Raw genomic sequence first — 12,494 nt, forward strand, 5'->3', positions numbered from 1 at the left:
CGGAGTCGGGGCGGGGGCCATGGCACACGGGGATCCGGGGCTGGTGGGGGTGGTCTGGGGGGCCACCGCCACGGTGATGGGCCTCGCCTTCGCGACGGATTGCCGCGGGGTGGCGCACTGGGCCGCGTTCCGGCGGCCGACCGTCTTCGGGGTCCGGGGGGTCCGCTGGGTCGGCGCCGTCTTCGCCGTGGTCGGACCGGTGGTGCTCGTCACGAGCGCCACCACCCTGGCCGAGCGCGGGACCGGGGACTGGGTCCACTACCGGCTGTCGGTGCCGTGGCCGTTCCTCGTCTTCGCTTCGGCGATGGCCCTGAACGCCCTCCGGGCCTTGCGGTCGCGCCGGGGACCGTTCCGGAAGATCTGGGACGGGGGAGGCCGGCTAGCCCGGTCCGCCCTCGTGGTGCAGGGCGCGACGGTCCCCGCCCTCGTGGTGTCCCTGGGGTTCTCGAGCCTCCCGGCCGTGCTGGCCTGCTGCCTGACCGGCCTGCTCGCAGCACTCACCGCACTGCTGTCCCGGCGCACACCGGACTGACGGGGTCGACGGGGCCGACGGGGTCCGACCGGGCTGACCCCTCCGACCGGCCCGACCCATCAGACCCCTCCGACCGGCCCGACCCATCAGACCCGTCAGACCGGCCCGACCCGTCAGACCCATCACACCGTGCCCGACCGCTAAGCCGGCCGCCCCTTGGGCCTGCGCAGCCCCGCCGCCGTCAGCCGCCGGACCAGTTCCTTGCTGCCGATCTCCACCGCGCCCGCGCCCACCGCGTCCGGGTAGCGCTGCGCGGGCACGTCGTAGTGGTCGCGCTCGAAGGCCTTCGGCGGGCAGCCGATCGACGCCGCGAAGGCGTGCAGCTCCTCGAACGAGACGTCGCTGACCAGGTGCGACCACATGCGGCCGTGACCCGGCCAGTCCGGCGGGTCGATGTACACCGTCACCGGCGGCTCATTCGTCGTACCCGGCGCCGGAGCCGAGGCCCGAGCCGGAGCCGGAGCCGGACCCCGGGCCCAGCACGGATCCGAGGCCGCCCACCGGCGCCACCCGCACGCCGGCCTCCGAGCACACCCACATCGGGTCCGGTCCGAGCTCGGGCTCCACGTCCAGGGCGTGCGGCTCGCCGTGGCCGCAGACCGGGCACAGCGGCCAGCGCCCGTACTTCTGCAGCAGTGCGTCCTTCACGTCTTGGGCGACGAGTCCGGCCAGGTAGTCGACCCCCTCCGGCCACTGCTCCACCCACCACCGGCGGTGCGTGACCGAGTCCTCGACGAGGGAGACGACATAGGCCTCGGCGACCTCGCCCGCGACGAGATCGGCGAGTACCAGGGCGCGTGCGGCGTGCAGCGCCTGTTCCAGGGGGGTCGCGTGGTCCATGAAGACATTGTGGACCCGGACGGGCCAAGTGGCGAAGGTCCTCTTCACGGCCCGCCTACGCACCCTTCCGCCAGTGCCCCATGGCGTCTTGACGTTCCCGCACCACTGAAAATAGATTTCAGAGGTGAGCAAGAACGTGAAAGAAACCTTCAGCGGCCGCACTGCGGACCCGGACGCCACCCCCGCACCCGCCACCCCCGCACCCCCCGTCCCCGCCCCCGCCGCCCTGCGGGCCCGCGTCCGCAGCCTCGGCCCCTCGATGACCCGCTCCATGCAGGCCGTCGCCGAAGCCGTCGCCGAGGACCCCGCCGGCTGCGCCGCGCTCACCGTCAGCGACCTCGCCGCCCGCACCGGCACCAGCGAGGCCACCGTCGTCCGCACCGCCCGCCTCCTCGGCTACCCCGGCTACCGCGATCTGCGCCTCGCGCTCGCCGCCCTCGCAGCCCAGCAGGAGTCCGGTGCGGCCCCCGCCGTCACCGTGGACATAGCCGTCGACGACTCCCTCGCGGAGGTCGTCGCCAAGCTGGCCCGCGAGGAGGCGCAGACCCTCGCCGACACCGCCGCCGGCCTCGACGTCGACGCCCTCGGCTCGGCCGTCACCGCCCTCGCCGGGGCCCGCCGCGTCGAGATCTACGGCGTCGGCGCCTCCGGCCTCGTCGCCCAGGACCTCGCCCAGAAGCTGTCGCGGATCGGCCTGATCGCCCAGGCGCACAGCGACCCGCACCTGGCCGTCACCACCGCCGTTCTGCTCAGCCCCGGCGACGTGGCCGTCGCCATCACCCACTCCGGCGGCACCGGCGACGTCATCGAGCCGCTTCGGACCGCCTTCGAACGCGGCGCCACCACCCTCGCGCTCACCGCCCGCCCGCACTCCCCCGTCGTCCACTACGCCGACCTCGTGCTGGCCACCTCCGCCGCCCGCGAGACCCAGCTGCGCCCGGCCGCCATGTCGAGCCGGACCAGCCAGCTCCTCGTCGTCGACTGCCTCTTCGTCGGCGTCGCCCAGCAGACCTACGAGACCGCCGCGCCCGCGCTCGCAGCCTCGTACGAGGCGCTCGCGCCCCGCCACCACACCCCCGTACCCGCCGCCAAGCGGGGCAGCACCACCCGCCAGCAGTTCAGGAGCCCCCACTCATGACCGCGTACGCCGAACTCCGCGCCCAGCTCGCCACCCTGACCACCGAGGCCTTCCGCCCCGAACTGGCCGAGATCGACCGGCTCTCCACCCTGGAGATCGCCCGCCTGATGAACGCCGAGGACGCCACCGTCCCGGCCGCCGTCGCGGGCGAGCTGGAGGCGATCGCCGCCGCCATCGACGGGATCTCCGAACGGATGGCCCGCGGCGGGCGCCTGATCTACGCGGGCGCCGGAACCGCCGGCCGGATGGGCGTACTGGACGCCAGCGAGTGCCCGCCCACCTTCAACACCGACCCCTCCGAGGTCGTCGGCCTGATCGCGGGCGGCCCCTCCGCCATGGTCAAGGCCGTCGAAGGCGCCGAGGACTCCAAGGAACTGGCCGCCGGGGACCTGACCGCACTGGCCCTGACCGCCGAGGACACCGTCATCGGGATCTCCGCCTCCGGCCGCACCCCGTACGCGATCGGCGCCGTCGAGTTCGCCCGCGGCCGCGGCGCGCTCACCGTAGGCCTGTCCTGCAACGCCGGCTCCGCGCTCGCCGCCGCCGCCGACCACGGCATCGAGGTGGTCGTCGGACCCGAACTGCTCACCGGGTCCACCCGCCTGAAGGCGGGCACCGCGCAGAAGCTCGTGCTGAACCTCATCTCGACCCTCACGATGATCCGGCTCGGCAAGACCTACGGAAACCTGATGGTCGACATGCGCTCCTCCAACGAGAAGCTGCGCGCCCGCGCCCGCCGCATCGTCTCGCTGGCGACCGGCGCCCCGGACGAGGAGATCGAGGCCGCGCTCACCGCCTCCGGCGGCGAGGTCAAGCAGGCCATCCTCGTCGTCCTCGGCGGCGTCGACGGCCCCACCGCCGGCGAACTGCTCACCGCCTCCAAGGGCCACCTCCGGGCCGCCCTCGCACAGGCCTCCCGCTAGGCCGTCTCCTGCTCACTCCCCGCTGACCCCAAGCAGCAAGGCGAACACCAAGATGTCCACTGACAAGAACCGCGCCACAGCCGCCGCGATCCTTCCTCTGGTCGGCGGCCCGGACAACGTCGTCTCCATCGCGCACTGCATGACCCGCCTGCGCATCACCCTGCGCGACCGCTCCCTCGTACAGGACGAGGCCCTCAAGGCCCTGCCCGCCGTGCTGGGCGTGGTCGAGGACGACACCTACCAGATCGTGCTGGGACCGGGCACCGTCGCCCGCGTCACGCCCGAGTTCGAGGCCCTGGTCGCGGAGGGCCGCGCGGCCGCTCCGGCCGCTCCGGCGACTCCGGCGACTCCGGCGACTCCGGCGGCTCCGGCGACTCCGGCGGCTCCGGCCGAAATCGCCCCAGCCACCGCCGCCGCCCACAACGGCGCAGGACGCACCGCCGACGAACTCGCCGCCCAGGGCGCGGCCATCAAGAACGCCCGGAAGGCCAAGAACTCCACGCCCTTCAAGCTGTTCCTGCGGCGCATCGCGAACATCTTCGTCCCGCTGATCCCGGCCCTGATCGGCTGCGGCATCATCGCCGGCCTCAACGGGTTCATCACGAACATGGGCTGGCTGCCCGCCGTCGTCCCGGCGCTCGCCGCGATGGCCTCCGGATTCATGTCCCTGATCGCGGTGTTCGTCGGCTACAACACGGCCAGGGAGTTCGGCGGCACGGCGATCCTCGGCGGTGCCGTCGCCGCGATCATCGTCTTCCCCGGCGTCGCGAAGATCGACGCCTTCGGCCAGCACCTGTCCCCCGGCCAGGGCGGCGTACTGGGCGCCCTGGCGGCCGCGCTGCTCGCCGTCCAGGTGGAGAAGTGGTGCCGCAAGTGGGTCCCCGAGGCGCTGGACGTCCTGGTCACCCCCACCCTCACGGTCCTGGTCTCCGGCCTCGTCACGATCTTCGGCCTGATGTTCGTCGCCGGTGAGGTCTCCACCGCCATCGGCACCTTCGCCACCTGGCTGCTCGCCACCGGCGGCGCCTTCGCGGGCCTGGTCCTCGGCGGCCTCTTCCTCCCCCTGGTCATGCTGGGCCTGCACCAGGCCCTGATCCCCATCCACACCACCCTGATCGAGCAGACCGGCTACACCGTGCTGCTGCCCATCCTCGCCATGGCGGGCGCGGGCCAGGTCGGCGCGGCCATCGCCGTCTACTACAAGCTCCCGCGCAACCGCTCGATCCGCGCCACCATCAAGTCCGCGCTCCCGGCCGGCTTCCTGGGCGTGGGCGAACCGCTGATCTACGGCGTCTCCCTGCCCCTGGGCCGCCCCTTCGTCACCGCCTGCATCGGCGGCGCCGCGGGCGGAGCCTTCGTGGGCCTCTTCAACCAGCTGGGCACCGCCTTCGGCTCCACCGCCATCGGCCCCTCGGGCTGGGCGCTGTTCCCGCTGCTGGACGGCAAGTCGGGCATGGGGATGACCATCGCGATCTACGCGGGCGGCCTGGCCGTCGGCTACCTCGTCGGCTTCGCCGCCACGTACTTCTTCGGCTTCACCCGGCAGATGCTGGCCGAGTTCAACACCGGCCCGGACGACGGCCCGGCGGCCGCCGGGGAGGCCGCACCGGCCGCCGCGGCCTCCCCGGCCGGGCCCGCCGGCCCGGCGCCGGTACCCGTCGGCAGCTGACCCCGGGGCACCCGCCCCCGTACGCACGAAGGCTCCCGGCCGGTGTGGTCCACCGGCCGGGAGCCTCTGCCCGCATGCCTACGGCGCCTCGCGTCAGGCGCAGTTGGACGGGGCCGGACGGCCCGCGAAGCGGTCCGCGATCCAGGTCAGGTACTCCGACTCCGCGACGTTCGGGATCGTCTGGTGCGTCGCACCCTGGTACTTCGTGTACTCGACCGGCTTGTTGAAGCGGCAGGCCCGCTTCACGTACTCGTCGGTGGAGTTCGGGTTGATGACGGTGTCCGCCGTCCCCTGCATCACCAGGATCGGCGCCACCGAGGCCACCAGGCCCGGGGTGTTCTGGCGGAAGCGCTCGTGCCACACCTCCGGCACCACCGTCAGCGGCTGGAACATCGTGTCGAGCTGCCCCGCGTTGCCCACGTTTTCCTGGATCACGTCGGCGAGGTGCTCGATGCACATCACCCCGTCACCGCGCAGCGCCTCCAGGCCGGGCGGCTTCATCACGTCCTCGGCCTTCAGCTCCGGGTAGGCCGCCAGGAAGCCCCGGTAGACGTTGACGCGCAGCGCCGCGTTGTGGGAGGGCGAGGTGGGGGACGTCGGGCCGGGCAGCACCAGGCCGCGGAAGTCCGGCCCCAGGTTGGCGGCGGGCGCCAGCGCCGCGATGCCGACCAGCTTGGTCTCCGGGGTGTACTGCTTGTAGTTCTGGGCGATGAAGGTCGCCGCGCCGCCTCCCTGCGACCAGCCGAGGACGGCCGCCTTGTCGTTCGCGTGGGCCTCGGTGATCTGGCGGGCCGCACGGACCGAGTCCAGGACGTTGTTCGTCTCCGTGACGGCCACCGTGTACTGGTGCACGCCCGGCGCACCCAGACCCTGGTAGTCCGTGCCGACCACGACGTCACCCGAGTCGAGGAACTGCGTCAGCGCCGGCACGCCGACGTCGATGCCCCACGGGCTGTCGTAGGTGTAATAGCCGACGAGGTCGGTCGCCGGGTTCGGCACCGCGGAGGGCGCGCACTGGCGCGGTCCGCCCGTGGTCCCGTGCGCCCAGGCCACGACGTTGCGGCCGTGGCGGGGTGCGGGGGCGTCGGGCCAGGCCACGATGCCCGAGACGGCCACCGGGGTGCCGGTCTGGAGCTTCGAGAGGTACAGGATCCGGCAGGCGCGCGCACCGTCGGGGGCGTCGACGCGGCGGGCCCAGATCAGGTCACCGTGATCGCCCTCGGGCAGCGGCGACGGCGGATCGTAGAACTTCTGGCCCTCCGGACCGATCGGTACGCCCGGGGCGCACTGGCCCTTGCCGCCCTTGCCCCCGTCCGGGTTCGTGCTCGCAGTGGAGGTCGTACCGCAGCCCAGCGCGAGGATCGCGGCCAGACCGGCCGCGGCGATCGCCGAAAGCCGTCGTGTCATCTCTTCGTCCATTCACTCGGTGCCGGACCAGAGAGTAGGGACAAAGGTACGGATTGTCACTGACTGTGATGTTTCGTCACATTTGTGTCGCAGGGGGCTGCCACAGCCTTCCGCGCCGGGGGGCCGCATCATGAGCCGATGACCGACTCGATACCGGCCGTCGTCCCCGCGGGCCGGATGGCCGCACTCGCCCAGCCGACGTACACCCTGCCCGGCGGCATGCTGCTGCGCCCCTGGGAACCTCACGACGCCCCCGCGCTCGTGGCCTCGTACGCCGACCCGGACATCCGCCACTGGAACCGGCCCGACCCCCTCACCGGGGACCGGGCCGTCACCCGCATCGCCCGCTGGCGCGAACGCTGGCACACCGAACGCGCGGCGGTCTGGGCCGTGGCGGCCTCCGAGGACACCGTGGCGGTCGGCCTGATCGGCCTCGCCGACTTCGACCTGCGCGGCGGCAGCGCCGAGATCATGTACTGGCTGCTGCCCGCCGGGCGCGGCGCCGGAGCCACGACCGAGGGCGTGTCCGCCGTGACCCGCTGGGCCTTCGGGGACCTGGGCCTGCACCGACTGCGCCTCACCCACTCGGTGGCCAACCCGGCCTCCTGCCGCGTCGCCCTGAAGGCCGGCTACCCCCTGGAGGGCACCATGCGCGGGGCCCTCCTCCACGCGGACGGCTGGCACGACGAACACCTCCACGCGCGGCTGCGCACGGACTGAGCGCGGCGACCGTCACACCATCGAGCTAACCGGCGCACGAAGCCGCCCGGGTGGGGTGCATATGCCATAGACCTATGCGCATGTACCTCTTCACACCACACACCGAACCCGGTGGTGGCATCGGAAGTAGCATGGGTGGCATGAGCGAGCCCACCCAGAAGTACTCCATCTCGATGCCCCGCGACATCGCCGAGGCCGCTCGCGCCCGCAGCGGCCCGTCCGGCCTCTCCGCCTACGTCACCGCCGCCGTGGCCCGCCAGATCGAACGGGACAACCTCGCCGAGCTCATCGCCGTGGCCGAGGCGGAGCACGGACCCATCACAGAGGAAGAGGTCGACGCCACCAGGGCGGCCTTCCGTCGCGCCCACGAGGAGCTGTCCGACACCAGCCCCGGACAGAAGGACGTCGCATGACAACCAAGCCGACCCCGTCCCGAGGCACCCTCGTACTGGACAGCGAAGGACTCGCGAAGGCCGTACTGCGGGACCGCACGATCACTCGCTGGCTGGCCCTCGCCCTCGCCGACGACATGCGGGTCATCACCAGCACAGCCACCCTGGTCGAGGTAGTGCACCCGAAGATCAACATGCCCGCTCTGAAGTGGACGCTGTCCCAAGTCTCGGTCGAACCCGTCACCGAGGAGATCGCCCTCGCCGCCACGGCCCTGCTCCGCGAGGCCGGCCTGCACGGCCACAAGTACGCCATCGACGCAATGCTCGCCGCCACCGCGCTCGCGGCGCCCGGCCCCGTCACCGTCCTCACCTCCGACCCGGAGGACCTCACCGCACTCTGCGGCAAACGTCTCGCCGCCGTGAAGGTCTGATCCGGAGCGGGATCAGTCGGTGTCCAGGCCGTCGATCAGGCGGTTGAGGAACCGGGTGAAGGTGGCTTCGGGCGTCCGGGGGCGGCCGGGGGCGGCCAGGACCTCGGCGAGTTCCGGGTGGCGGCCGTCCGCGGCGACAGCGGCGAGGTAGCGGGCTTCGGCCACGGCCCGGTCGGGGGACTGCAACGCCGCGGCCCCCGCGATCTCATGGGCCACGTGTCCGGCCACGAATGCGGTGAGCTGGGCGAAGACCTCCAGCTTCGCCGCACCGTCCAGCCCGGTGGGCCGCAGGACGGCGAGCGCGCGTTCCAGGAAGGCCAGGGTGTTGGGGCCGGGGGTGTGGCGGCCGGCCAGGGCCGCGGGCAGCCAGGGGTGTCGCAGCATGTGGGCGCGCTGGAGGTGGGCGATGGACTTCAACTCGGAACGCCAGTCGCCGTCGGCATGCCGGTCGCCATCGGAATGCCGGTCGCCGTCCGAACCCCGGTCGCCGGTGGGCGCGTTCGCGGTCGGCAACTCGCCGGTGACGTGGTCGACCATCAGCTCCAGCAGCGTCTCCTTGTCGGGCGCGTAGCTGTAGAGCGACATGGCTCCGGCCCCGACCGCCGCGGCGACTCTGCGCATGGTGACCGCTTCGAGCCCCTCCGCGTCCGCCAGGGCGACGGCCGCCGCCGTGATCGCCTCCCGGCTGTAGGCGGGCTTGCGGCCCCTGCGGGGCTTGTCGGAGCCCAGCCAGAGCTGCTCGGGGTCGACGCCCGGGGCGCCGGCCTCTCCTGCACGGGACATGGTCCGCACTCCCTCCATTGATCGAGGAGGCCCTTGTGGGTCTCATCCAAGCATGGGCTATTCTCGTACAGTGTACGGATAGCAAGGAGGGGAACGATGGCAGCACGCACGCACGGTCCTGCGACGAGGCCGACCTGGGCACCGCCTTCGGGCAAGCCGCCGCTGGCCTCACGGATCATGAGGGCTACCTGGCGCGGCCTCCCGGCCAAGCGGCACGACGTCGGCTGGGAGCCGGGGCTGGTGGTCCCGGCAGCCGACGGCAGCCCGCTGATCACGGACCACTACTTCCCGCGCGCCGAGGGCGACTTCCCCACCCTCCTGGTGCGCTCGCCGTACGGCAGGGGCCTGCCGTGGTCTCCCATGTACGGCGTGCTCTTCGCCGAACAGGGCTTCCACGTGGTGCTGCAGAGCTGTCGCGGCACCGGCGGTTCCGGCGGCGAGTTCGACCTGTGGCGCAACGAGGCCGCCGACGGCCAGGCCACGGTGTCCTGGCTGCGCGAACAACCCTGGTTCGACGGAACGCTGGGGACCGTCGGCCCCAGCTACCTGGGCTACGTGCAGTGGGCCCTCGCCGCGGACCCGCCGCCGGAGCTGAAGGCGATGGTGGTGCAGGTGGGCCTGCACGACCCCCACGCCCTGTTCCACGCACACGGCGCGCTCAACCTGGAGAACGCCCTCGCCGTCGGCGTCGGCATGACGTACCAGCACCAGGGGATGGCACCGTTCCTGAAGGCAACGCTGCGCCTGCAGCGGCGCCTTCGCGATGTCACCACCGCGCAGCCGCTGCGCGGGGCGCACGCGTCCGCCCTCGGGGGCGAAGTGCCCTGGCTGGACGACGTGATGTCGCACCCGGACGCCGAGGACCCGTACTGGCACGGTGCGTCGTTGGCGGCGGTGGCGGGGCGGCTGAACGTGCCGACCGGTCTGATCACCGGCTGGCACGACGTCCTGGGCGACCAGACCCTCGAGCAGTACCGCCGACTGCGCGAAGCCGGGTGCGAGACCTCCCTGCTCGTCGGCCCCTGGACGCACACGTCCGCGCTGCAGCAGGGGTGGCCCGAGGTGTTCGCCGAGAGCCTCGCCTGGCTGCGCGCGCACCTGTGCGGCGATCCTTCCGGCCTCCGCCCCACGAGGGTGCGCGTGCACGTCGGCGGCGCGGACGACTGGCGGGACCTCGACGACTGGGCGCCGGGCACGGTCGGCAGCCCGTGGTTCCCCACCGCACAGGGGCACCTCACCCGGCAGGCCCCCACGGAATCCGCACCACTGGTCTCGTTCCACTACGACCCGGGCGACCCCACCCCCTCCCTCGGCGGCCCGCTGCTCTCCCGTACCGCCGGTCCTCGCGACAACAGCACCCTGGAGGCCCGGGAGGACGTGCTGACCTTCACCGGCCCGCCGCTGACCGAGCCCGTGGACATCCTCGGCCCGGTCTCCGCGCGGCTGACCATTTCCACGGACACCGGCCACGCCGACGTCTTCACCCGCCTGTGCGATGTGGACGCACAGGGCCGCTCCGTCAACATCTGCGACGGGCTGGGCCAGGTGCGTACGACCGAAGAGGCACCCTCGGGCATCACCGTGCCGATGGGCTCCGCCGCCCACCGCTTCGAGGTCGGTCACCGCATGCGCTGGCAGATCAGCGGAGGCGCCCACCCGCGCTACGCCCGCAATCCCGGCACCGGGGAGTCGCCGGTGGACGCCACCGCCTTCACACCGGTACGCATCACCCTCCATGCGGAATCGGCGCTGAGGCTCCCGGCGCACGGCTGACGAACCGGACCCGATCGCGGCCCGCTCCTCGACCCGCTGGTCAGGGGTGGGCCCGCTCGTGGAGTACGGCGGCCAGCCGGAGTGCGGTGTCGAGGTTGCACCGCCCCAGGTCGATCAGCGGCAGCCCGTACGACCCGGCCGCCGAGACCCCGTCCACCCCGAGCGACGGGAACACCACCCCGACGTCCGTCAGCGCCGTCTTCAGCTGACCCACGGCCTCCTCGGCCGCCTGCATCCGCTCCCTGGGCGTGAGCACCATGACATGTCACCTTTCGCTCTGAGTAATCGAGTTCAGCACTCAGAGTGGCGACGGGCTGGCTAGCCTTTCAAGAGCCGCGGGACAACAACCGCGACTGTTGGAAGGGGAGTTCCCATGCCCGAACCAGGAGACCTCGACACGTTCTCCTCACCCCGCACCATGCTCGGCGCCGAACTGCGCGTCGCCCGCAAGAAGGCCGGCCTCAGCCAGGAGAAACTCGGCGAACCCCTCTTCGTCAGCGGCTCCTTCATCGGCCAGCTCGAAGCCGGTACGAGGAGGATGACCCCGGAACTGGCCCGCGAGATCGACAAGATCCTCGGCACCGACGGGTTCTTCACCCGCAACTGCCAGGCGGTGACGAAGTCCAAGTACCCCGACCACTTCAAGGAGGCGGCCGAGGCGGAGGCTCTGGCGAAGGCCATCCGGGAGTACGCGCCGCTGCTGATTCCGGGCCTGCTCCAGAAGGAGGCCTACGCCCGGGCCGTCTTCCGCGCGTACCAGCCGACGGCCACGGAGGCCGTCATCGACGAACTGATCGACGGTCGACTGGACCGCGCCGCGCTGCTCGGCGACCCAACAACGCCCTTGTTGTGGTGCGTGCTGGACGAGGCGGTACTGCGCCGAGTGGTCGGCAGTCGGCCCGTCATGGCCGAGGCGCTACACCATCTCGCCAACCTGATCAGGTCCCACCGGATCATCCTCCAGGTACTCCCGTTCAGTGCGGGTGCTCACGCAACCATGGACGGTCCGCTCAAGCTGATGTCCTTCGATGACGCACCCCCGCTCGCCTATCTCGCAGGCCACACGACAGGGATGCTCTTGGATGATCCGGCCACGGTGGGCCGACACTTCCTGACCTACGATCTCCTCACTGCCAGCGCGCTGCCAACACGCGAGTCCCTGGCCTTGATCGAATCCGTGGCGGAGGATTACGCGCATGACGAGCACCTCTGAGTACGACCTTTCAGCGGCTACTTGGCACAAGTCCAGCTACAGCGGCGGCGACGGAGGCGACTGCCTGGAGATGGCCACCTGGCGAAAGTCCACCCATAGCGCCGGCGACGGAGGCAACTGCGTAGAGGTAGCCGACGGCCACCCCGGCATCGTCCCCGTCCGCGACTCCAAGGTCCCCGACGGCCCCCACCTCACCTTCGGCGGCGCCGCCTGGTCCGCCTTCGTCGCCGCCCTCGGCTAGGCCGGCCCGCCACTCCGATGGGCGTGGCCGGGGTGCGCCCGTGCGCCCCGCACACGACGCTGGCTGAAGGCCGGAGACGTCGACATGCGGGAGCCCTGAACCAATGGGCCGGTACAGAGGACGCTTGATCGGCACCCTGGTCCCGGTCGGCGCTCTGGCGCTGTCCGCATGCCAGTCACCGCACGGCGACCTCGCGGTGTCGAGCGGCAGCGGCAGTGACGGCGCCGCTCTCGACGCGCCGACCGAAGCCAAGGTGAAAGAGATCGTCCGCCGGTTCAAGGACACGAACCGCACCCCGGGGGTCCTGGTCGGCATCTGGAGCCCCAAGGGGACCTTCGTCAGCGCCACCGGCGTCGCCGACCTCGCGACCAAGGCACCCCTCCGCGCCGACATGCAGTTCAAGATCGCGAGCCAGACCTAGACGTTCACGGC

At 72.1% G+C, this 12,494-nt stretch carries 16 protein-coding genes; 11 read left to right on the forward strand and 5 right to left on the reverse strand.

All coding sequences use genetic code 11. The features are described 5' to 3' along the window. Positions 1–19: 19 nt before the first annotated feature. Positions 20–532, forward strand: coding sequence for a hypothetical protein (locus OG904_RS12620; protein WP_405490339.1), 513 nt, complete (start codon positions 20–22; stop codon positions 530–532). A 140-nt stretch (positions 533–672) separates the two neighbouring features. Here OG904_RS12620 and OG904_RS12625 read toward each other — a convergent pair whose 3' ends face one another. Continuing rightward, on the reverse strand, positions 673–939 hold the full coding sequence (locus tag OG904_RS12625) for a DUF4031 domain-containing protein (RefSeq protein WP_405490341.1): 267 nt from the start codon (positions 937–939) through the stop codon (positions 673–675). Between the two features lie 7 nt (positions 940–946). After that, positions 947–1,372: a hypothetical protein gene (locus OG904_RS12630; RefSeq protein WP_405490343.1), complete on the reverse strand. Its 426-nt coding sequence runs from the start codon at positions 1,370–1,372 to the stop codon at positions 947–949. A 124-nt stretch (positions 1,373–1,496) separates the two neighbouring features. On the opposite strand from OG904_RS12630, the gene OG904_RS12635 reads away from it, so the two are divergent. Genes OG904_RS12635 through OG904_RS12645 form a run of 3 tightly spaced genes read left to right on the forward strand, consistent with a single transcriptional unit; the run spans position 1,497 to position 5,102 of the window. Beyond that, positions 1,497–2,510 carry a MurR/RpiR family transcriptional regulator gene (locus OG904_RS12635; protein ID WP_405490345.1) on the forward strand — a complete coding sequence of 338 codons (1,014 nt, stop codon included), beginning with the start codon at positions 1,497–1,499 and terminating at the stop codon, positions 2,508–2,510. Next, a complete protein-coding gene (gene murQ, locus OG904_RS12640) occupies positions 2,507–3,433 on the forward strand; it encodes an N-acetylmuramic acid 6-phosphate etherase (protein ID WP_405490347.1) in 927 nt (308 codons plus the stop codon). Before OG904_RS12635 ends, murQ begins: the two co-directional genes overlap by 4 nt. 52 nt (positions 3,434–3,485) lie before the next feature. Beyond that, positions 3,486–5,102, forward strand: coding sequence for a PTS transporter subunit EIIC (locus OG904_RS12645; RefSeq protein ID WP_405490349.1), 1,617 nt, complete (start codon positions 3,486–3,488; stop codon positions 5,100–5,102). Between the two features lie 93 nt (positions 5,103–5,195). Here the strand turns inward: OG904_RS12645 and OG904_RS12650 are convergent, their stop codons facing one another. Then, entirely contained in the window at positions 5,196–6,509 is a 1,314-nt protein-coding gene (locus tag OG904_RS12650) for a lipase family protein (protein ID WP_405490351.1), read from the reverse strand. A gap of 138 nt (positions 6,510–6,647) precedes the next feature. Here OG904_RS12650 and OG904_RS12655 point away from each other — a divergent pair, with 138 nt between their 5' ends. The 3 genes from OG904_RS12655 (at position 6,648) to OG904_RS12665 (ending at position 8,052) form a co-directional block, all read left to right on the forward strand. After that, a complete protein-coding gene (locus OG904_RS12655; RefSeq protein ID WP_405490353.1) occupies positions 6,648–7,229 on the forward strand; it encodes a GNAT family N-acetyltransferase in 582 nt (193 codons plus the stop codon). 140 nt (positions 7,230–7,369) lie between these two features. After that, entirely contained in the window at positions 7,370–7,642 is a 273-nt protein-coding gene (locus OG904_RS12660) for a CopG family transcriptional regulator (protein ID WP_405490355.1), read from the forward strand. Then, positions 7,639–8,052, forward strand: a complete 414-nt coding sequence (locus OG904_RS12665; RefSeq protein ID WP_405490357.1) for a PIN domain-containing protein — start codon at positions 7,639–7,641, stop codon at positions 8,050–8,052. The genes OG904_RS12660 and OG904_RS12665 overlap by 4 nt, the downstream gene beginning before the upstream one ends. 12 nt (positions 8,053–8,064) lie before the next feature. On the opposite strand, the gene OG904_RS12670 is transcribed toward OG904_RS12665, so the two are convergent. Next, entirely contained in the window at positions 8,065–8,835 is a 771-nt protein-coding gene (locus OG904_RS12670) for a TetR/AcrR family transcriptional regulator C-terminal domain-containing protein (protein ID WP_405490359.1), read from the reverse strand. Between the two features lie 177 nt (positions 8,836–9,012). On the opposite strand from OG904_RS12670, the gene OG904_RS12675 reads away from it, so the two are divergent. Next, positions 9,013–10,608, forward strand: coding sequence for a CocE/NonD family hydrolase (locus tag OG904_RS12675; protein ID WP_405497970.1), 1,596 nt, complete (start codon positions 9,013–9,015; stop codon positions 10,606–10,608). 40 nt (positions 10,609–10,648) lie between these two features. Here the strand turns inward: OG904_RS12675 and OG904_RS12680 are convergent, their stop codons facing one another. Beyond that, on the reverse strand, positions 10,649–10,867 hold the full coding sequence (locus tag OG904_RS12680) for a hypothetical protein (protein ID WP_405490361.1): 219 nt from the start codon (positions 10,865–10,867) through the stop codon (positions 10,649–10,651). 114 nt (positions 10,868–10,981) lie between these two features. Between OG904_RS12680 and OG904_RS12685 the strand changes: the two genes are divergently transcribed. The 3 genes from OG904_RS12685 to OG904_RS12695 all read left to right on the forward strand — a co-directional run bounded on the left by OG904_RS12685 (position 10,982) and on the right by OG904_RS12695 (position 12,483). Then, positions 10,982–11,821: a Scr1 family TA system antitoxin-like transcriptional regulator gene (locus OG904_RS12685; RefSeq protein ID WP_405490363.1), complete on the forward strand. Its 840-nt coding sequence runs from the start codon at positions 10,982–10,984 to the stop codon at positions 11,819–11,821. Continuing rightward, entirely contained in the window at positions 11,805–12,062 is a 258-nt protein-coding gene (locus tag OG904_RS12690) for a DUF397 domain-containing protein (protein ID WP_405490365.1), read from the forward strand. The genes OG904_RS12685 and OG904_RS12690 overlap by 17 nt, the downstream gene beginning before the upstream one ends. A gap of 124 nt (positions 12,063–12,186) precedes the next feature. Then, the gene (locus OG904_RS12695) at positions 12,187–12,483 is read left to right on the forward strand and encodes a hypothetical protein (RefSeq protein WP_405490367.1); all 297 of its coding nucleotides are present in this window, start codon (positions 12,187–12,189) and stop codon (positions 12,481–12,483) included. The last annotated feature ends 11 nt before the right edge of the window (positions 12,484–12,494 follow it).

This window comes from Streptomyces sp. NBC_00096, assembly GCF_045041305.1.
In the GTDB taxonomy this organism is placed as follows: Bacteria; Actinomycetota; Actinomycetes; order Streptomycetales; family Streptomycetaceae; genus Streptomyces.